18 protein-coding genes are annotated in these 18,592 nt (G+C 74.9%); 10 read left to right on the plus strand and 8 right to left on the minus strand.

The window, feature by feature from the left end; genetic code table 11:
* Positions 1-28 precede the first annotated feature (28 nt).
* On the minus strand, positions 29-940 hold the full coding sequence (locus tag AB0E96_RS07915; protein ID WP_359819966.1) for a LysR family transcriptional regulator: 912 nt from the start codon (positions 938-940) through the stop codon (positions 29-31).
* Between the two features lie 189 nt (positions 941-1,129).
* Here AB0E96_RS07915 and AB0E96_RS07920 point away from each other — a divergent pair, with 189 nt between their 5' ends.
* Complete coding sequence (locus AB0E96_RS07920) at positions 1,130-1,810, plus strand: type 1 glutamine amidotransferase domain-containing protein (RefSeq protein ID WP_359819969.1); 681 nt, start codon at positions 1,130-1,132, stop codon at positions 1,808-1,810.
* A 51-nt stretch (positions 1,811-1,861) separates the two neighbouring features.
* Here AB0E96_RS07920 and AB0E96_RS07925 read toward each other — a convergent pair whose 3' ends face one another.
* Positions 1,862-3,391, minus strand: coding sequence for a carboxylesterase family protein (locus AB0E96_RS07925; protein ID WP_359819972.1), 1,530 nt, complete (start codon positions 3,389-3,391; stop codon positions 1,862-1,864).
* 110 nt (positions 3,392-3,501) lie between these two features.
* Here AB0E96_RS07925 and AB0E96_RS07930 point away from each other — a divergent pair, with 110 nt between their 5' ends.
* From AB0E96_RS07930 to AB0E96_RS07955, 6 genes are all read left to right on the plus strand, one after another.
* Entirely contained in the window at positions 3,502-4,185 is a 684-nt protein-coding gene (locus tag AB0E96_RS07930; RefSeq protein WP_359819973.1) for a TetR family transcriptional regulator C-terminal domain-containing protein, read from the plus strand.
* A gap of 77 nt (positions 4,186-4,262) precedes the next feature.
* Positions 4,263-5,330, plus strand: coding sequence for a TIGR03617 family F420-dependent LLM class oxidoreductase (locus tag AB0E96_RS07935; protein WP_359819975.1), 1,068 nt, complete (start codon positions 4,263-4,265; stop codon positions 5,328-5,330).
* A 229-nt stretch (positions 5,331-5,559) separates the two neighbouring features.
* Positions 5,560-6,012 carry a hypothetical protein gene (locus tag AB0E96_RS07940; RefSeq protein ID WP_359819978.1) on the plus strand — a complete coding sequence of 151 codons (453 nt, stop codon included), beginning with the start codon at positions 5,560-5,562 and terminating at the stop codon, positions 6,010-6,012.
* Complete coding sequence (locus tag AB0E96_RS07945; RefSeq protein ID WP_359819980.1) at positions 6,009-7,856, plus strand: GMC family oxidoreductase; 1,848 nt, start codon at positions 6,009-6,011, stop codon at positions 7,854-7,856. The genes AB0E96_RS07940 and AB0E96_RS07945 overlap by 4 nt, the downstream gene beginning before the upstream one ends.
* Positions 7,853-8,695 carry a hypothetical protein gene (locus tag AB0E96_RS07950; RefSeq protein WP_359819982.1) on the plus strand — a complete coding sequence of 281 codons (843 nt, stop codon included), beginning with the start codon at positions 7,853-7,855 and terminating at the stop codon, positions 8,693-8,695. The genes AB0E96_RS07945 and AB0E96_RS07950 overlap by 4 nt, the downstream gene beginning before the upstream one ends.
* Positions 8,692-9,366 (plus strand): DUF402 domain-containing protein, encoded by a 675-nt coding sequence (locus tag AB0E96_RS07955; protein ID WP_359819983.1) that lies wholly within the window; start codon positions 8,692-8,694, stop codon positions 9,364-9,366. The genes AB0E96_RS07950 and AB0E96_RS07955 overlap by 4 nt, the downstream gene beginning before the upstream one ends.
* 194 nt (positions 9,367-9,560) lie before the next feature.
* On the opposite strand, the gene AB0E96_RS07960 is transcribed toward AB0E96_RS07955, so the two are convergent.
* The 5 genes from AB0E96_RS07960 to AB0E96_RS07980 all read right to left on the minus strand — a co-directional run bounded on the left by AB0E96_RS07960 (position 9,561) and on the right by AB0E96_RS07980 (position 13,853).
* Positions 9,561-10,550 (minus strand): bile acid:sodium symporter family protein, encoded by a 990-nt coding sequence (locus AB0E96_RS07960; RefSeq protein WP_359820008.1) that lies wholly within the window; start codon positions 10,548-10,550, stop codon positions 9,561-9,563.
* A gap of 137 nt (positions 10,551-10,687) precedes the next feature.
* Positions 10,688-11,005: a hypothetical protein gene (locus tag AB0E96_RS07965; protein ID WP_359819985.1), complete on the minus strand. Its 318-nt coding sequence runs from the start codon at positions 11,003-11,005 to the stop codon at positions 10,688-10,690.
* Complete coding sequence (locus AB0E96_RS07970; protein WP_359819988.1) at positions 11,002-11,892, minus strand: isocitrate lyase/PEP mutase family protein; 891 nt, start codon at positions 11,890-11,892, stop codon at positions 11,002-11,004. Before AB0E96_RS07970 ends, AB0E96_RS07965 begins: the two co-directional genes overlap by 4 nt.
* A 311-nt stretch (positions 11,893-12,203) precedes the next feature.
* Positions 12,204-13,067, minus strand: a complete 864-nt coding sequence (locus AB0E96_RS07975; protein ID WP_359819991.1) for a class I SAM-dependent methyltransferase — start codon at positions 13,065-13,067, stop codon at positions 12,204-12,206.
* A gap of 195 nt (positions 13,068-13,262) precedes the next feature.
* A complete protein-coding gene (locus AB0E96_RS07980) occupies positions 13,263-13,853 on the minus strand; it encodes a PadR family transcriptional regulator (RefSeq protein WP_359819994.1) in 591 nt (196 codons plus the stop codon).
* Between the two features lie 119 nt (positions 13,854-13,972).
* Here AB0E96_RS07980 and AB0E96_RS07985 point away from each other — a divergent pair, with 119 nt between their 5' ends.
* Together AB0E96_RS07985 and AB0E96_RS07990 are read left to right on the plus strand one after the other, a co-directional pair.
* On the plus strand, positions 13,973-15,937 hold the full coding sequence (locus AB0E96_RS07985; RefSeq protein ID WP_359819996.1) for a DUF664 domain-containing protein: 1,965 nt from the start codon (positions 13,973-13,975) through the stop codon (positions 15,935-15,937).
* Positions 15,938-16,017: 80 nt separating this feature from the next.
* A complete protein-coding gene (locus AB0E96_RS07990; RefSeq protein ID WP_359819998.1) occupies positions 16,018-16,266 on the plus strand; it encodes a hypothetical protein in 249 nt (82 codons plus the stop codon).
* 115 nt (positions 16,267-16,381) lie between these two features.
* On the opposite strand, the gene AB0E96_RS07995 is transcribed toward AB0E96_RS07990, so the two are convergent.
* Positions 16,382-16,558 carry an antitoxin gene (locus tag AB0E96_RS07995; RefSeq protein ID WP_359820001.1) on the minus strand — a complete coding sequence of 59 codons (177 nt, stop codon included), beginning with the start codon at positions 16,556-16,558 and terminating at the stop codon, positions 16,382-16,384.
* A 153-nt stretch (positions 16,559-16,711) separates the two neighbouring features.
* On the opposite strand from AB0E96_RS07995, the gene AB0E96_RS08000 reads away from it, so the two are divergent.
* A complete protein-coding gene (locus tag AB0E96_RS08000; protein WP_359820003.1) occupies positions 16,712-18,346 on the plus strand; it encodes a M28 family peptidase in 1,635 nt (544 codons plus the stop codon).
* Positions 18,347-18,592 lie beyond the last annotated feature (246 nt).

The following is an 18,592-nucleotide window of genomic DNA, read 5'->3' on the forward strand; positions in this document are numbered from 1 at the left end:
GCTCCGGCCGGCCCGACGCGCGGGCCGGTCAGCCCAAGGCGCGGGCCGCGGCCAGCAGGCGTTCGCGGACCAGGGCCACGTGCGGGTTGGCCGACCCGGCCGGGCGCCGCACCAGGTAGGCGGTGTTGATCGGCGGATCGGCGGGCTCGTGCAGCAACCGCAGGGCTCCGGAGGCGAGTTCGCCCCGGCACAGGTAGCCGGGCAGCACGCTCCAGCCCGCGCCCGCGGTCACCGCCGCGAGGACCGCCCGCAGGTCCGGCACGGTGACCGCCGCCCGGGCGTGCAGCCGCCGGTCGAAGACGTGGCGCCAGTAGCGGCGGGCGATCGGCAGGTCCTCGGCATAGCTGAGCAGCGGGACCTCGGTCAGCGCGGCGGGCAGCTCGCGCCCGGCCAGCCGGTCGGCCCAGACCGGGGCGGCGACCAGCACGAACTCCTCGTCGGCCAGTGGTTCGGCGAGCAGCGTCCGGCCGGGCGGCCGCCGGGTGGCGACCACCAGGTCGTGCCGGCCCGCCCGCAGTTCCGCCAGCAGCGGGTCGGTCAGTCCACTGGTCACCCGCAGCCGGACGCCCTCCGCGACCAGCGGGGCCAGCTCCGCGAGCAGGACGGTGCCGAGGAACTCGGCCGGCCCGGCCAGGTGCACCGGCTCCGGCGCTCCGCCGCCGCGCCCGTCGGCCAGGTCCGCGAGCTGGTCCAGCGGCACGGCCAGGCGGCCCGCGAGGTCGTCGGCGTACGGCAGCGGGCTGACCCCGCGCGCCCGGCGTTCGAACAGCTCCCGGCCGAGCCGCTGCTCCAGCGCCCGGATCTGCGCGGTCACCGTGGACTGGGACAGGCCCAGCAGGTGCGCGGCCGCGGTGAAGGAGCCGGCCCGGTGCACGGCGAGGAAGGTCCGCAACTGGTTGAGGTCCAGCGGGCCGGAGCCGGTGACCGGCCGATCGCTCATGCCCGTCAGCGTACGGGACCCCGGCGGCCGGGCGGCGGGCTCGACGATCCGGGTGAGGCATCGGAATCCCGATGCCTCGCATCGCGTGGCCCATTGGTTCCCGCGGGTCCGGCGCGTCTAGCGTCGGCGGTGTGAGCGCCGCGGCGGACCGTCGCGGCGAGGACCGCGGCACCCCTGGAGGCACACCCCATGGCCGACATCCTGTTCGTCCTGACCGGTGCGAAGTTCTGGACCCTGAACGACGGCACCGCGCACCCGACCGGCTTCTGGGCGGAGGAGGCGGTCGTCCCGTACCGGGCCTTCACCGAGGCCGGCCACCGGGTCACCGCCGCCACCCCGGCCGGCGTCGTCCCGGTCGCCGACGGGGCCAGCCTGACCGACCCGGCGATGGCCGAGGAGCTGGCGAAGATCGCCGAGTTCCGGCAGCCGCTGGTGCTGGCCGAGGTCGACCAGGCCGACTACGACGCCGTGTTCTACCCCGGCGGCCACGGCCCGATGGAGGACCTGGCGGTCGACCCCGACTCCGGGCGGCTGCTCACCCGGGCGCTCGCCTCCGGTCGCCCGCTCGGCGTGGTCTGCCACGGCCCGGCCGCGCTGCTCGCCGCGCGGGCCGAGAGCAGCGGCTCGCCCTTCGCCGGGTACCGGGCGACCGGCTTCACCAACGCCGAGGAGGCCCAGGCCGGCCTGGCCGACCGGGCGCCGTGGCTGCTCCAGGACCGGCTGGTCGAGATCGGCGTGGACTTCGAGGAGGGCGAGCCCTGGGCGCCGCACGTGGTGGTCGACCGCAACCTGGTGACCGGCCAGAACCCGGCCTCCTCGGGGCTGGTGGCCGCCGGGCTGCTGAAGCTGCTGGACGGGTCGGCGGCGTAGCGGCCGGACGGGGGCCGGCCGGGGGCGGGTGCTTCCGGCCGGTGCCCGCCGTCAGCGCAGGTCGTAGGCGGTCAGCGGATGCCCGGCCCAGATCCGCCGGGCGTTCTGCTCCGGGTAGCGGACGGTCTGCGAGCGGGCGTCCAGGACCCGGGTGAGCAGGCCGTCCGGATCGAAGGCGGGCCAGCCCGGGTCACCCGTCGTGGCGAACCGGACCCAGGCCCGCCGCAGCTCCTCGGAGACCCGGACCGCCTCCGGCGGGGGCGTGTCGCCGAGGGACTGCCGCGCCAGCGGGGCGTCCAGGGTGCCGAACGCGAGCGGCACGTCCAGGCCGTGGCAGGCGCCGAGGACGCCGCCGAGCGCGGGTGCGGGCAGGGCGAGCTCGAAGAGGTGCGAGGTGCCGCCGGCGGCCGTGTTGGCCTCGGCCAGCCGCAGGGACGGCACCCGGAACAGGGCGTCCGACTGGACGGCCTCCAGGAGTTCGGAGGGGGTCGCCCCCGGGAAGGCGGACCGGTAGGCCTCCGGGCCGCCCGGGTGCGGGGCGAAGAACTCCAGGGTGCGCCGCGCCTCCTCCTCGGTGAAGGCGCCGTGCCGGCCGCTGAGGACGGCGAACAGCCGGAACTCGTCCCGGGTGTGGCCGACCAGCAGGTCGACGCCCTCGGTGAGGGCCGACCAGGGCGAGCCCGGCAGGACCTCGCCGTCGACCACCGGGACGGTGGCGATGCCGCCCTGCGCCAGCCGGCCCCAGCGGGCCGCCCGGGCGGGCAGGGCGGCGCCCAGTTCGGTGACCGCCGAGGCCAGCCGCCAGGGGTGCACCTCGGCCAGCGCGGCGGCGGTGGGGGCCGTACCGAGCAGCTTCGCGAGCTCGGCGGTGACCTCGGCGGCCAGGGCCGGGGTGCAGTGGTTGCCCGGCACGCTGTGGGCGACGGCCCGTCGGAACAGGCCGCGGGCCCGGTCCATCGTCAGCAGGGCGGCGACCGAGCCCGCGCCGGCGGACTGCCCGGCGACCGTCACCAGGTCCGGGTCCCCGCCGAACCGGGCGATGTTGCGGGCCACCCACCGCAGGGCGGCGACCTGGTCGAGGAAGGCCCGGTTGGCCGGGGCGCCCTCCAGCAGGGCGAAGCCCTCGGCGCCCACGCGGTAGTTGACGCTCACCACGACCAGCCCGGCGGAGGCCAGGACGGTCGGGTCGTAGAGCGGGTCGCCGGCGGTCCCGGAGATGAACCCGCCGCCGTGGATCCAGACCAGGACCGGCAGCCCGCCCGCGCCCGGGTCGGGGGTGCAGACGTTGAGCGTCAGCCAGTCGGTGGCCTCGGACGCCCCGGCGGACTCGGCCGGCAGCGGACCGGACTGGGGGACGACGGGGCCGAAGGCGGTGGCCTCGCGGACGCCGTCCCAGGGCTCGGGCTCGGCGGGGGCGGCGAAGCGGAGGGCCCCGACGGGCGGCCGGGCGTAGCGGATGCCGCGGAAGACGGCGAGTTCCCGGTCGTCCTGAGGCTCCGGGTGGCGTTCCGGTGCGCGCCGCGGCTCCCAGCGGCCGCGGACGAGTCCTTCGGTGGTGCGGACGACGGGCTGCTCCGACATGTGGACGCTCCTCCCTCGGAATGCCCACCACGTTATAGGTCGGCTGTATTATGTCAAGCGTATGGAAAAGAGTCCGCCGGGTGCGGAGCGAGTCGGAGGAGCTGGCGCGGATGCCGAAGCAGGTCGACCACCGGGAACGCCGCGAGACGATCGCCAGGGCGCTGTGGCGGGTCGTGGCGCAGCGCGGCGCCACGCACCTGACGATGCGCGAGGTCGCGCAGGAGGCCGGCATCTCGCTCGGGCAGCTCCAGCACTACTTCGGCTCCCGGGCGCAGATGCTCTCCTTCGCGATGGACTTCTCCGCCGAGCAGAGCGCGCTGCGGGTCGGCCGGGAGCTGGCGGCCCTCGGCGAGCGGCCGCACCCGCGGGACGTGCTGCGGGTGATGCTGCTCGAACTGCTGCCCCTGCACGCCGACGCGCGGGCCACCAGCCGGATGAGTGCCGCCTACGTGCTGGAGGCGCTGCACGACGAGGAGGTCCACGCACGGGCGCGCGGCGGCCTGATCGAGGGGCGGGCGACGGTCGAGCGGCTGCTCCGGCAGGCGGCCGCCGACGGACACCTGCCGGCCGACCGCGACCCTGCGGTGGAGACGGACCTGCTGCTCGCGCTCACCGGGTTCAGCACGCTGCTCGAACTGGGCGTGGTCGGACCGGCCGCCGTGCTCGCCGCCGTCGACCTGCACCTGGAGCGGCTGTTCGCGGCGCCGGGCGGCGCGGAGGGGACGGCGCCGGCGGGTGAGGCGACGGCGGGACCGGCAGCGGTCGGCGAGGCGTCGGAGGAGGCGGGGCACTGAAGGCGGGAGGCGGGAGGCGGGCCGGGGCGTGGCAGGCTACCCGGGTAGCACCGCCGCCCGCGACCAGGAGCACCGCCATGGACCGACCCGCCGCCCTCCGCCTCGACGCCACCGCCTCCGGACACCCGGCGGGCATCCTGGACGCCGCCGAGCAGGCCGAACGCCGGGGCATGGACCGGCTGGTGGTCGCCGAGACCGCGTACGACCCGTTCCTCCAGCTCGCCCGCGCGGCCGACCGGACGGAGTCGATCGAGCTGGCCACCGGCATCGCGGTGGCCTTCGCCAGGACCCCGATGACCCTCGCCTACCAGGCCTGGGGGCTGCACGCGGCCTCCGGCGGACGGGCCGTCATCGGGCTGGGATCGCAGGTCAAGCCGCACATCGAGAAGCGCTTCGGAATGCCCTGGGACCGCCCGGCCGCCCGGATGCGCGAGTACGTGCACGCGGTGCGGGCGATCTGGCACAGCTGGCAGACCGGCGAACGGCTGCGCTTCCGCGGCGAGTTCTACACCCACACCGTGATGACGCCGGTGTTCTCGCCGGACCCGGTCCCGTCCGGGGTGCCGCGGGTCCTGCTGGCGGGCGTCGGACCGCTGATGACCAGGACCGCGGGGGCGGTTGCCGACGGCTTCCTGAGCCATCCGTTCTCCTCCACCGCCTACCTGGCCGAGCAGGTGCTGCCCGGACTGACCGAGGAGCGCGGCCGGGCCGAGGCGGAGGGCGCCGCGTGGACGGCGCGGCCGTTCGAGATCGTCGGCAACGTGCTCACGGCCACCGGCCGTACCGAGGAGGAACTGGCCGCCAACCGGGCCGCCACCCGCGAGCGGCTCGCCTTCTACGCCTCCACGCCGGCCTACCGCCCGGTGCTGGCGCAGCACGGCTGGGAGGGGCTCCAGGAGGAGCTGCATACCCACTCGGTGCGCGGGCGGTGGGCGGAGATGGCCGCGCTGATCGACGACGAGGTGTTCGACGCCTTCGCGGTCTGCGGGTCGGTCGAGGAGGTCGCCGGGGAGATCCACCGCCGGTACGCGGGCCTGGTCACCCGGCTGTCCGTCAGCCTGCCCGAGGACGCCGACCCGGAGCTGGGCCTGGACGTGCTGGCGGCGGTGCGGGCACTGGGCCGACCGGAAGCGGACGCCGACTGATCGGGACGGACGGCCGACCGGGCAACGGGCGACGAAGTCCGGGCAGATTCGGGCAACGCGTTTCCGGTGGTGAGGGCGGGCGGCAGGATCGCGGTGGCAGGCAGGGGCGTCCGGTGCGGACCGGCGCCCCGGGCCCGCCACCCTGCGGGGCCTGTCCTGCCGTGCGGTCCGTCGCGCCGTACGGCCTGTCATGCCTCGGCCACCCGTCTCCGATCGTGGGGGTGCCCGCGTGTCCGTGTCCGACGACCGCCCGGTCGACCATGACCTGGCCGAGCGCTGGGACCCCGTCGCCAACACCTACGTCGACGCCCTGGCCGACCTGGACGAGTTCCTGCGCGTCTGCGCCGAACTCACCGGCTTCGACGTCCCCGAGCTGCGCTCCACCGGCATGGCGGACGAGCACCACCGCACCACCCTGGCCCACCGGGTGCGCGACGAGCACGCCCTGGTCCACCTCTGGTACGTCGGCGCCTGGCCCGGCGAGGCGCCCTCCTCCGCCCGCGCCCACGACCAGGGACTGGTCTGGCGGACCTTCCACGCCGCCCCGCCCGGCTCCGCCGCCCCCGGGCACGGCAGCTGGGCCGCGACACCCCGAGGGGCGGAGGAACCGGGCCGGGCCGACCGGCGGAGCGAGCCCGGGGTGCCCCGTCGCAGCGCGGCGCCCGGAGGCGAGGGCCGGTGAGCGCCCACTGGGACGCCGTCGTGGTCGGCGCGGGCTTCGCCGGGACCCTGGTCGCCCACCGCCTGGGCGCGCAGGGCTGGCGGGTCCTCGTCCTGGAGGCCGGACGGGCCGCACCCACCGGCGCCGAGGCCTCCACCGCCCACCGCGCGGCCGGCGGCGGACCGCCCACCTCGCCCTACCCCCACAACCCCGAGGCGCCCTCACCCGACGTCACCGACCTGACCGGGAACCCGGACGGCGGGTTCACCGCCACCGGGCACCTGCGCCAGTACGGGCCGCTGCCCTACGCCAGCGGCTACCTGCGAGCCAACGGCGGCACCGGACTGCTCTGGACCGGGCTCACCCCGCGGATGCACCCCGAGGACTTCCGCACCGGCGACCTCGGCCACGGCCGCAACTGGCCGATCGGCTACCACGACCTGGAACCCCACTACCGCGAGGCCGAACGGGAACTCGGCGTCGCCGCCGACGCCGAGGAACAGCGCCGTGCCGTCGGACTGCCCATCCCGGAGGGCTACGACTTCCCGATGCGGGCCGTCCCCGCCAGCTACCTCGACCGGCAGCTGGCCCGAGCCCTCGACGGACGGACCGCCCGCGACCCGGCCCTCCCCGCTCCGGCCCGGCTCGCCGTCACGACCACCCCGCACGCCCGCAACGGCGTACCGACCACGCCCGGGTCCGCCGACGGACCGCTCTGCGCGGGCAGCTCCGGCTGCGTCCCGGCCTGCCCGAGCGGGGCCAAGTACACCCCGCTGCGCACCCAGGCCCGCTGGGCCGCCGGGGTCGAACTGCGCACCGAGGCCGTCGTCAGCCGGGTGTCTGCCGACCCGGAGACCGGGCGCGCCAGGGAAGTCGAGTACCACGCGGGCGGTACGACCCACCGGGTGACAGCGGACCTGGTCGTCCTCGCCGCCCACGCGATCGAGAACGCCCGGCTGCTGCTCCTCTCCGGCCTGGCCAACCGCAGCGACCAGGTCGGCAGGAACCTGATGGACCACCCGGCCCTGCTCACCTGGGGACTGATGCCCCGCCCGGTCGGCCCCTACCGCGGGCCCGGGTCCACCAGTGGGCTGGAGGCGTTCCGCTTCGGCCCCGGGCGCGAGCACCGGGCGCCGTTCCGGATCGAGATCGGCAACTGGGGCTGGTCCTGGGCGGGTGGCGCGCCGGAGGCCGAGGCGGCGGCGCTGCTCGCGGCGGGCTTACGGGGAAAGGAGCTCCGCGAGCTGCTCGGTGACCGGCTGGGCCGTCAGTTCTCGCTCCAGTTCGAACTGGAGCAGCCCGCCGACCCGGCCAACCGGGTCACCCTCGACCGGGACCGGCGCGACCCGCTCGGCCTGCCCGGCCCGGCCGTCCAGTACGACCTCTCGGAGTACATCCGCGAGGGGATGGCCTCCGCCCGGGCCGTCTCCGACCAGCTGTTCGCGCTGCTCGGCGCGGAGGACCACACCGCCTACCCGGCGGCCGGATGGCCGGGCCGGATCGAACACCGGGGAACCGTCCACGGCTACCGGGGCGCGGGCCACGCCGGCGGCACCCACGTCATGGGCGACTCGCCCGCGAACTCGGTGGTCGACCACTGGCAGCGGTGCTGGGACCACCCCAACCTGTACGCCGTCGGCTGCGGCTCGATGCCCTCCCTCGGGACCTCCAACCCCTCCCTCACCATGGCCGCCCTCGCGCTGCGCAGCGCCGAGCGGATGCACCGCGACCTGCTGGAGCTGCACCGCCCGGCGGTGCCCCGCCGCCCCGGCCCGCCCTCGCCCGCCGCCGCCCCCTCGTCCGCCCCCTCGTCCGCGTCCTCGCCCGCACCGTCTCCCTCGCCCACGTCCTCGGAGTCCCCATGACCGGCCTGCCGCTCCCGCCCGTACCGGAGCCGTACCACCTGCCCTTCCACTACGGTGCGCTGCACAACATCGGAGTCGACTACCTGGTCGACCGTGCGCGGGCGCGCGAACTGCTCGCCAAGCGCCACCCCGGCCTGAACGCCGCGGCCTTCGACGGCGGCGCCTGCGTCTCGCTCAACTACCAGCTCTACTTCGCCCAGTATCCGAACGGCGGTGGCATCACCCAGGAGCTGGAGATCAATCTGATCGCCCATCCGATCTTCGCCGAGGAGCGGATCCCGGCGGTCAGCTACGGCCAGTACGCCCGGGGTTACGACCAGACCAAGCTGCTCGGCATCGCCCGGCTGCACGTGCTCTGCGACAACCCGCTCGCCATCGACGCCGGCCGCCTGCTCTACGCCGAGCCCAAGCACCCGGGCTGGTTCGAGACCACCCTGCCCTCGCTCAACGCGCCCGAGGTCCGCGAACGCTGGTCGGTCTCCTGCCGCCGGGCCACCCTCGGGCCGGACGGGCTGAGCCGCCACGACGAGGAACTCCTCGCCCTGGACGTGGATCTGGCCGGCCTCACCCCTGAGGCCGTCAACAACACCCCGATCACCGGCTACGGCACCGACGACGAGGGCAAGCTGCTGGCCGGACCGCTCAACGTCTACCAGCCCTACCGCTACTACGCCCTGGACGACCGCACCGCCGACCGCGTCCGGCTCGACCTCGGCAACCCCGCCGAGGAGTCCGCCCGCGACCTGGCCCACCTGATTGCCGACGCCCCGGCCGTCGGGGTCTGGACGTACCAGTCCCCGCCGGTCGCCGCCCACAACCGGGCCTACTACATCCGATGACGGCCCCGGCTGCTCCCGTCTTCGCCCCGGGCGGCACCGCCGTGCGGCGGGACGTCGCGCGGGGCAGGGTCTGGTCGGCCACGCCCTGCGCCGTGCTCGCGGACGACGGCGCCACCCTGACCCTCACCGTCCGCCCGGGCACGGAGACCCTGGCCCCGGCCCGCTGGACCGCCGCCACGCGCGCCGACGACGACGCCGGACGCCTCGGCTGCATCGAGGACCTCGCCACCGGCCGGTGGGAACTCGACCACTGGACCTGGCGCGACACGGTGGTGCTCAGCCGCTTCACCGCCGGAGCGCCGTTCAGCGTGCACCGCTTCCTGACGCCCGACGGCCGCCCGCTGCGCTGGTACGTCAACTTCGAGCGCCCGTACCGTCGGACGGCCATCGGCATCGACACCCTCGACCTCTTCCTGGACCTCGTGATCACCCCCGATCTGTCGGCGTACCAATGGAAGGACGAGGACGAGTACGCCCACGCGCGGCGGCTCGGTGTCGTCGACGAGGCCACCCACCGGTGGATGGACCGGGCCCGGAGCCTCGCCCTCGCCCAACTCCTCGACCGCCTCGGCCCGTTCGCCCCGGATCCGGCCGCCTGGACGGTGCCGCCGGCCGGCCCGTTGCCCACTCTCCCGACCGCCACCCTCAGCACCCCCGCCGAAGGCGGCTGAGTGAGGGCCCCCGCCCGCCAGGGCCGCGCCCCGACATGGACGGTACCGGGGCCATGGCCGGCCAGGCCGGCGAGGCGCTCGGGCACCCGCTCGGGCACCTGCACGACGGCGGGGAGCGATCGGCGGCCGGCCGAACGGGCTTCGGCCCCTGCGCCATGCCCGGCCGGCCCGCCGACCGGGCATGGCGCAGGGGATCAGCCGGCCGACGGCGGAGCGGCCGGACCGGTGATCGCGGGCGGTGCCGGGTCCGCGGTGGCGCGGGCGGTGGGCGCCCGCGACCAGCGGCCGGCGAGGACGGTGCCGACGATCAGCTGGAGCTGGTGGTAGAGCATCAGCGGCAGCACCATCAGCCCGGCTTGCGTCCCGAACAGGACGGTGGCCATCGGCAGACCGCTGGCCAGGCTCTTCTGCGAACCGCACAGCACCGCCGCGATGGTGCCCGGCCGGTCGAGCCCCGCCAGCCGCGCGCCGAGCCCGGTGGCCGCCAGGGCGGCGGCGAGCAGGGCGAGCAGCACCGCGAGCAGTCCGAGCAGGGCGAGCGGGGTCGCCAGGCCCCAGATGCCCTGGGACACCGCCGCACTGAACGCGGTGTAGACGACCAGCAGGATCGACCCGCGGTCCACCGGGGCGAGGACCCGTTTGTGCCGGGACAGCGGACCCCCGAGCCACGGCCGCAGCAACTGCCCGAGCAGGAACGGCGCGAGCAGCTGCACCCCGATCCGCAGCAGCCCGTCGGCGGACAGCTCGGTGTGCGAACCCAGCAGCCAGGCCGCCAGCAGCGGCGTCAGCACCAGGCCCGCCAGGCTGGAGTAGGTGCCCGCGCAGATCGCCGCCGGGACGTCGCCCCCGGCGGCGCCGGCGAGCGCCACCGAGGACTGCACCGTCGAGGGCACCAGACAGAGGAACAGCACCCCGGTCTGCAACGGCCCGGTCAGCGGGACCGGAGTGAGCAGTGCGGTGGCCACGCCGAGCAGCGGGAAGAGGACGAAGGTGGCTGCCAGCACCAGCCCGTGCAGCCGCAGGTGGCGCAGCCCGGCCAGCGTCTCGCGGGTGGACAGCCGGGCGCCGTAGAGGAAGAACAGCAGCGCCACCGCGAGGTCGCAGGCCGCCCCGGCGACGCGCGCCGAGGCACCTGAGGCCGGGAACAGCGCGGCCAGCCCGACCGTCCCGGCCAGCGCCGCCATGTACGGGTCCAGCCAGCGGGGCAGCCGTCTGCGGGCGTGCGAGCCGGAACCGCGCCACGTCCGCGCCCGGCCCCCGCGTGCGCCTCCCCCGAGCGCCCGGAGCCCTGGTGGCTGCTCCGGGCGCGCCAGGCGGTCCGTCACGGGCCGCCTCCCGTCGCCGGGCGAAGGGAGGGCCCGGAGGAGGAACCCGGCCCGAGCAGCCCACCGACCAGCGAGCCGGCGCCGTCGTGATCGCTACCCGCCGAGCCGCTGCCGTTCTGGAGGTTCGCCGTGCGGTCGACCTCCAGCCAGGAGTCGGCGTGGGAGTTGTCCACGACGGTGATCAGGGAGCCCCCGGCCGCCGCGGGCGTCGCGGCCCCGGCGATCAGAGCGCACGCGCCGGCGAGCCCCAGCGCGGTGGCCCGCAGAACGGTGGCCGCCGGGGGAGGGGCGGGGCCGTTCAGCCCGGGGTTCACGCCGTCACCGCCATCAGCCCGCTGGAACGCGCGATGTTCCGCTCCAGCAGCTCGGTGGACTCCCGCACCCCGACCTGTTCACGCCCCACGGCCGGGGCCGGCAGCCGTCCGTCGGCGTTCTTCAGCCCGATCAGCGCCTCGTCCACCGCCCGGTGCGCGGCGAACAGGCAGGGCGTGCTGTAGATGGCCACGTCCACCCCCAGCTCCGACAGCTCCGAGAGCGACAACCGGGGCGACTTGCCCCCCGCGATCTGGTTGAACAGCAGCGGCTTGTCGTCACCGACCACCCGGCGGATCCGGCGGATCCAGTCCTCGCTGCGCACACCGTCGACCAGCACCACGTCGGCGTCCGTGGCGGCGAGCGCCCGGGCCCGGCGCAGGATGTCGTCCTCCTCGGTGGCGTCGGTGCGGGCGACCACCACCAAGTCCGTCCGGTTGGCGAGGACGAGCTCCAGCTTCTCCAGGTACTCCTCCAGCGGCAGCACCAGCTTGCCCTCGGCGTGCCCGCAGCGGCGCGGCCGCTTCTGGTCCTCGAGGATCACCCCGGACGCACCGATCCGTTCGAGCCGGCGCACGACGTGGCAGGCCACCTCCGGATCGACGTAGCCGTCGTCGATGTCGACGAGCAGGTGGTGCCGGGGGAAGGCCCCGCGCAGTCGTTCGACGAAGTTCACCATGTCGGGCCAGGCGATGAAGCCGATGTCGGGCAGCCCGTAGTAGGAGGCGGCGAAGCCGAAGCCGGAGACGAACATGCCGTCGTAGTGCTCGGCCGCGATGGACGCCGAGTACATGTCGTAGACGCCGATCAGCGGCGTCGTTCCCGGGCTCGCGATCTCCGCGCGCAGCCGCCGCCCGGGGTTGTTCAATGCCGTGTTTCCGTGGAACAAGGTCTTCTCCTCGCTGGGGATGACTTTGCCTGAACTTGGTGTTCACCAGACCGAACTGAGGTGTCATCACTATGCGCCCTTTAACGTTCTGTGGGCAAATCTTTAAGCGAGATTCCCTCGTTAGAGTGAAGTGGCGAAGACAATAGGAAATGCGGAAAAGCGGGTGATCCGATAAATAAGGACGCTGCGGGACATGCCGCCCGGGGCCGGCGCGAACGGGCGTGAACGGGCGAACACGACGCCGGGGCCCGTCCGGTGAGGGACGGGCCCCGGCGAAGGTCCGGGAGCGGGCGGGGGCGCCGGTGGCGGCGTCAGACGTTGGGGACCGGCGGGGCGGCGCGGCGTTCGCGCAGCGTCCGCAGCATCCGGCGGGTGGCCTTGGTGGCGACCGGGGGCAGCAGCTCCAGGGCCAGCCGGCGCGAGGTGGAGCGGACCGGGGCCTTCACCTGGTAGTTGAGGCGCATCACCCGGGCGCCGGCGATGGTGTCCTCGTCGACGGTGTACCCCTCGGCCGACCAGTCGCGCTCCCGCAGGACCGCCTGGGCCGCCGCCGCGTCGCCCCAGGTGCCGTAGAACTTCATCGGGGTGAGCAGGACGGGCCGCAGCCCTTTGGTGAAGACCGCCTCCCAGACCGCGGCGGAGACGCCCGGAGTGTGTTCCGAGCGGTAGTCGTCCAGGGCGACCAGGCCGTCCTCGGCGAGCGCGGTGCGGGCCACGGCGATGTCCCCGGCGACGTGTTCGTAGAGGTGGGAGGCGTCGACGTGGACGAAGCGGCAGCTCCCCGGGCGGATGCGGCCGTCGGCCAGCACCGAGGTGGGGGCCTGCACTATCTCGGGCAGCTCGCCGTGGAAGGCGAGGTAGTTGGCCTCGAAGGCGCTGCGGGTGAGGGTCCTGCGGTAGGACATGTTCATCTCGGCGGCGTTGTCGGCGTCGCCCGCCTCGGAGTCGAACAGGTCGCAGACCGTCAGTCGCTCGCCCTCCCGCAGGTGGTCGCCGAGCAGGACGGCGCTGCGCCCGAGGTAGCTGCCGAGCTCCAGGATGTCGCCGGTGACGCCGGCCGCGGTCTGGGCGGACAGCAGTTGGCTGAAGGCGGCCCGGTCGAGACTGAAGAACCAGCCGGGAATGTCGTCCCGCTTCAGCGGCGCGGTTGGGGCTGCGGTCTCGGAAGTGGGCACGGCGGCCTCCAGGGGGACGGCGGGGCGCGGTGGCGGATCACGTCGGAGGGGGACTGCCGAGGACGTGAGGCGGATCATCATAGCGACGTCGGTCCCGTGGGGAACCAGGTGCGGAACGGCATGAATCCGCTTCTTCGCTCTGCCGTTCGGCAGGGGTGTGCGCCTTCGTTTCCGCTCTCGATCCGCCTGGTCGGTCTAGCGTTCCGAGGGCGGCGGTTCCGCCTCCGCGCCGGGGGTTCCCGAGGAGCCCGCGCCGCCCGGGCGTTCGAGCTCCGCGATGGTTCCGGTCAGCCAGGCCCGCTCGGCCGCCGTCGAGGCCCGGGCGACGAGCAGCATCCCACGCCGGAACGGGTTCGGTTCGCTCTCGGTGGTCACCGGCCGCCCCGCTCCGTCGTAGAAGAAGCTGCTCGGCGCGTCCAGGAAGTCCAGCCGGCGGCGGAGGACGGCGGCCTGCCGTGACGGGTCGGCGAGGTGGTGCAGGAAGGTGGTGACGGTGAAGAAGCGGATCTGGTCGGTGATCTCGGCCTGTTCCGGGTCGGCCAGCCGGCGCAGCAGTTCGGCCCGGCCCTCGGCCGTCAGCTCCAGCGTCTGCCGCGGTGCGGCGCCGCTGCCGGGTTCCGTGCGGCGGTGGAGCAGCCCGGCCTTCTCCAGTCGGGCGATGGCGGGGTAGAGCGCGCCGTCGCTGACCGGTCGGACGTGGCCGGTCAGCCCGGTGATCCGGGCCTTGAGCTCGTAGCCGTGCAGCGGCTGGTCGTACAGGAAGCCGAGGATCGCGAGCGTCAACACGGCTGGAGCCCTTCGGTCGGAGTGCGCCCTGTGGAGCGGCCATGTTACCTCTTATCGATGTGCCTCGAAACGATGTATCTCTATTCGCGGTAACTCGAATCGAGGCGAGAAGAGGAGACATGCGCGGACAGGTGCGTGGACGGTCGGGCCGGCTCGTGTCACTGGCGGTGCCCGTCTACGCGGAACTGCTCTCCGGGGTGATCGCCTCGGTGATCGGCGCCCTCTGGGTGGCCGGTCTCGGCGGCGCCGCCGTCGCCGCCGTCACCCTGGCGGGCACCGTCGAGAACCTGCTGCTCGGGCTGGTGCTGGTGGTCGCCTCCGGGACCAGCGTCGGGATCTCCCGTGCCCTCGGCGCCGGCGACCGGGCCGAGGCCGCCCGTACCGCCCGCGCGGCCGTGCGGCTCTGCGTCGCGGGCAGTACCGTGCTCGCCGTCCCCGGCTTCCTGCTGCGCGACCGGCTGGCCGGCGCCTTCCTGGACGGCGAGGCCGCCGCGCACGCCGCCGAGTACTTCACCGTCGCGTTCCCGGCCTTCGCGCTCTTCTTCGGCCAACGCGTCGCCGACGAACTGTTCAAGGGCGCGGGCGACACCCGCACCCCGATGCGGATCGCCCTGCTCTCCAACGCGCTGCTCCTGCTCCTCGATCCGCTGCTCATCCTCGGTGCCGGTCCGCTGCCCGCCCTCGGCGTGCCGGGTGCGGCGCTCGCCCTGGCCCTCTCCCGGTCGATCGCCCTCGGCGTCACCCTGCGACTGCGGTGCGGGCCGCGCCGACCGGCCGGGCCGCTCGCGGGACCGGAGTCGGGGCCGCGGACGGGACCGCAGCCGGGCTCCCAGCCGGGACCGAAGCCGGGCGCGCAGTCCGGACCGCAGCCGCGCGACGCCGACGGAACCGGGGGCGTCGGCGCGGCGGCGGTACGGATCCTGCGCGCGGGCGCACCGTTCGGCCTGGACTTCACAGCCCGGATGGCCGTCGGAACCGCCCAACTCGGCCTGGTCGCGGGCTTCGGCGTCGCGGCCGTGGCCGGATACGGCCTCGGCTACCGCGTACTGCTCGTCGTCACCATGGCCTTCTACGCCCTGCGCCAGGCCGCCGCCATCGAGGCCGCCCGCCTGGCCGGCGCGGGGGAGGGCGCCGCACTGCGGGCCCTGCACCGTGCCACCGGGCGCCTCGCCGCGCTGCTCGGTTCGGTGGCGGCGACCCTGTCCGTGACGCTCGCCGGACCGCTGAGCGCACTCCTCACCGAGGACCGGGCGGTGGCCGCCCAGTCCGCCGGCTTCCTGCGCGCCTCGGCGCTCCACCTGGTGCCGTACGCACTGGTGGTGGCCCTCGGCGGCGTGCACCAGGCGGCGGGCGCCGGCTCCCGGTCGGTGGTCTCCGTGCTGCTCGGCCTCGGGGCCCAACTCGCCGCCTCGGCAACGCTGTCGGGGCCGCTGGGAGTGTCGGGGTGTGGCTCGGTCCGGCGGTGGGCGCGGCCGTGCAGCTCGCGCTGCTCGCCGCCTTCGCGCGGCCCCGGCGTTCACGCACGACGGGCGGGGACGTGTGCCAGAGTGGGAACCATGGCATTCTCTCCGGACGGGCGGCCGATCCCGCCCCCGCACGCCGCTGAACGCGCCATGCTGGAGGCCTGGTTGGACTTCCAGCGGGCCACACTCGTCCGGAAGGTCGACGGCCTCGACGACCGGCAGGTGCGGCTGGCGGCCGTTCCGCCGTCCACGATGACCCTGCTGGGCCTGGTGCAGCACCTCACCGAGGTCGAACGCAACTGGCACCAGAGGGTGTTCGCCGGCCGTGAGGCGCCGCGTGTCCACGGCGCGGACAACGCCGACGGCTTCGGGCTGGATCCGGAGCGCGGGATGGCCGAGGCGCTGGCGGCCTGGAGGGCGGAGGTCGACCGGGGCCGTGAGCTCATCGCGGACGAGCCGCTGGAGGCGGTCGGCCCGCTCCCCGCGCACGCCGCGTCGGTGCTCGGCGCGGACACCGTCTCGCTGCGCTGGATCCTGATCCACCTGATCGAGGAGTACGCCCGCCACAACGGCCACGCCGACCTGATCCGGGAGAACATCGACGGCGTCACCGGGGTCTGACGGCGCGGGCACGACCGCCCGCCGGCGTCCGTGCCCGCGAGGGTCGCGCGGACGGGCCCGCCCCGGGCAGAATCGACCACATGGACGAAGGCGGCGAGTCGGCCTGTTGGCTGGACCGGGTGTGCCCGGAGTGCGGGCGACTGCGCGAGCGGCCCGGCCCGGGGTCCTGCGAGAACTGTGGCGCGGCCGCCGACCGGGACGCGGCCGATTCCCGGGACGCGGCCGGGCTCCAAGGCCCGGGCGGGGACGACCACGCGAACGGCCGCAGCGACGACGACGGCGACACCGGCCCGACCGTGACCGCGGACCCCGCACACCGGCAAGGCTGAACCCCGGTCCGATCGTCCGTCCGGACGATCGGACCGGGGTGCGGGCCGACGGGGCGGCGCCGGTGACGAGCCACGGAGCCGAGCCACGGAGCCGAGCTGTGGAGCGCAGCCGCTCCTACTGGGGCGGCTGGTCGCGGAACCGGTTCTTCAGCTGCTCCTGGGCGGCGTCGACCTGCCCGCTGTACTTGCCCTGGGTGCGCTGGTCGACGGCGTCGCCCGCCTTGTCGACGGCCTTGTCGGCCTGGTCCTCGTGGCCCTTCAGCAGGTTCTTGAGCTTATCCATCATGGACATCTGGTCACACTCCTGGATGAGACGCCCCCACCACTCCAATATCGTCGCGCGCGCGGCGATCCGCATCCCGCAAGGTGTGCGTAAAGGCTTGGCAACGGGATTCCGGTCATGTCAAATCATGACCCTCACGGCCCGTCGGAAGGAATCGCCTCGATGCCGCGCACCCGCCGCCCCATCGCCCCGCTCGACCGTTCCACCCCCCGCGACCGCGCCACCTCCCCAGGACGCCCGCGAACCGCCGTCACCCGGCGTGGCGCGGGCGCCGCCCTGACCGTCGCGGCCCTGGTCGCCCCGCTGCTGCTGGCCGGCGCCGGCAGCGCCTCGGCCGACCCGGACCCGGCGCGCAAGGGGGCCAAGCTCGCCGCCCGGCTGGTCGGGGCGAGCGATGCCCGGGACGCCCGGGCCACGCTGGCCGCGCTCCAGCTGATCGCGGACCGCAACGGCGGCACCAGGGCGGCCGGTTCGAAGGGACACGACCAGTCCGCGCAGTACGTCTACGACCAGGCGCGACGGGCCGGGCTCAAGGTGTCCCGGCAGGACTTCGTGTACACCTTCTTCGAGGCCCGCTCCGAGCACCTCGACGTGGTCTCCCCGAAGGCCGAGTCGGTCCCGGTGATCGCCATGACGTACTCGGTGAGCGGCCCGGAGGCGGGCCTGACCGCGGACCTGGCGGTCGCGCCGGTGACCGCCACCACCGGCTGCACCCCCGCCGACTACCCGGCGGGCGCCTTCACCGGCAGGATCGCCCTGATCCGGCGCGGCGGGTGCTCCTTCGCCGAGAAGCAGGCCGCGGCGGCCGCCGCGGGCGCGGTCGGGGCGATCGTCTACAACAACACCGAGGGCACCCTCAACGGGACGCTCACCGAGCCGACGGCCGGAAGGATCCCGACCGGGGGGATCACCGCGGCCGCGGGCGAGGCCCTGGCCGCCGAGGCCGCCGCCGGGCCCGTCCGGGTGACCCTGGACATCCGCACCTTCATGGAGCAGCGCAAGACCTGGAACGTCATCGCCGAGACCCGTGGCGGGGACCCGAACAACACCGTGATGGTCGGTGCGCACCTCGACTCCGTCCCCGAGGGGCCGGGCATCAACGACAACGGCTCCGGCACGGCCGGAGTCCTGGAGGTCGCCAGGAACCTCGGCGTCCACCCGGTGAAGAACAAGGTGCGGTTCGCCTGGTGGTCGGCCGAGGAGTTCGGACTCAAGGGCGCCGAGGCGTACGTGAACTCCCTCTCCGACGCGGAGAAGAAGAAGATCGGCCTCTACCTCAACTTCGACATGATCGCTTCCCCCAACTACGCGCAGTTCGTCTACAACGGCTCCGGCAGTGCCGGCGGCGACGCGGGCCCCGAGGGCTCGGCGCAGCTGGAGCGGGACATCAACGGCTACCTGGACGGCCGGGGCCTGCCGCACGACCCGACGGCCTTCGACGGCCGCTCCGACTACGGTCCGTTCATCGACGCGGGCATTCCGGCCGGCGGCACCGACACCGGCGCCGAGAAGGTCAAGTCCCCCGAGCAGGAGGCTCGTTACGGCGGAACGGCCGGTGTCGCCTACGACGCGTGCTACCACAAGGCCTGCGACAACCTGGGCAACATCGACATGGGCGCCTTCGACGTCAACATCGACGTGATCGCGAACGCCGTCGGCACCTATGCCTGGGACCTCTCCTCGCTCCACAAGCCCGTCCCGGCCCAGCGCCCGGCCGCGAAGGCCGCCGGAGGCCCGAGCGGGACCAGCGGCCCGAACGGCACCGGCGGTGACCGCTCCCACCCGGTGACGGCCTGACGCCCGGGTGGGCCCGCCGCTGCTCCCGGCCGGCGGGCCCACCCGGCCGCCCCGCCGTACACCGCCCCGCCCTGCCGTAGGCCGCCCCGCCGTCCGCTCGACCGCCGCACGCGACCGCCCCGTCCGGCACTGCTCCATCCGAGACCTCCCCCGCCATCGCCCCTGGTGGCGCCGGGTGCCGTCACCGTGGCGGAGGCCGCTGACAATCCGGCCGCGGGCCGGTACGGTGCCGCGCGGAGCGCATCC

The sequence above is a fragment of the Kitasatospora sp. NPDC036755 genome (assembly GCF_040636595.1).
Lineage (GTDB): Bacteria > Actinomycetota > Actinomycetes > Streptomycetales > Streptomycetaceae > Kitasatospora.

What these genes read in the sequence shown, in the direction of transcription:
- AB0E96_RS07930 (WP_359819973.1), top strand. Translation starts at nt 3,502, where the DNA reads ATGCCGAAGCAGGTCGACCACCGGGAACGCCGCGAGACGATCGCCAGG.
- AB0E96_RS07950 (WP_359819982.1), top strand. Translation starts at nt 7,853, where the DNA reads ATGACCGGCCTGCCGCTCCCGCCCGTACCGGAGCCGTACCACCTGCCC.
- AB0E96_RS07935 (WP_359819975.1), top strand. Translation starts at nt 4,263, where the DNA reads ATGGACCGACCCGCCGCCCTCCGCCTCGACGCCACCGCCTCCGGACAC.
- AB0E96_RS07995 (WP_359820001.1), bottom strand. Translation starts at nt 16,558, where the DNA reads ATGTCCATGATGGATAAGCTCAAGAACCTGCTGAAGGGCCACGAGGAC.
- AB0E96_RS07915 (WP_359819966.1), bottom strand. Translation starts at nt 940, where the DNA reads ATGAGCGATCGGCCGGTCACCGGCTCCGGCCCGCTGGACCTCAACCAG.
- AB0E96_RS08000 (WP_359820003.1), top strand. Translation starts at nt 16,712, where the DNA reads ATGCCGCGCACCCGCCGCCCCATCGCCCCGCTCGACCGTTCCACCCCC.
- AB0E96_RS07985 (WP_359819996.1), top strand. Translation starts at nt 13,973, where the DNA reads ATGCGCGGACAGGTGCGTGGACGGTCGGGCCGGCTCGTGTCACTGGCG.
- AB0E96_RS07920 (WP_359819969.1), top strand. Translation starts at nt 1,130, where the DNA reads ATGGCCGACATCCTGTTCGTCCTGACCGGTGCGAAGTTCTGGACCCTG.
- AB0E96_RS07990 (WP_359819998.1), top strand. Translation starts at nt 16,018, where the DNA reads ATGGACGAAGGCGGCGAGTCGGCCTGTTGGCTGGACCGGGTGTGCCCG.
- AB0E96_RS07955 (WP_359819983.1), top strand. Translation starts at nt 8,692, where the DNA reads ATGACGGCCCCGGCTGCTCCCGTCTTCGCCCCGGGCGGCACCGCCGTG.
- AB0E96_RS07925 (WP_359819972.1), bottom strand. Translation starts at nt 3,391, where the DNA reads ATGTCGGAGCAGCCCGTCGTCCGCACCACCGAAGGACTCGTCCGCGGC.
- AB0E96_RS07960 (WP_359820008.1), bottom strand. Translation starts at nt 10,550, where the DNA reads ATGGCGGCGCTGGCCGGGACGGTCGGGCTGGCCGCGCTGTTCCCGGCC.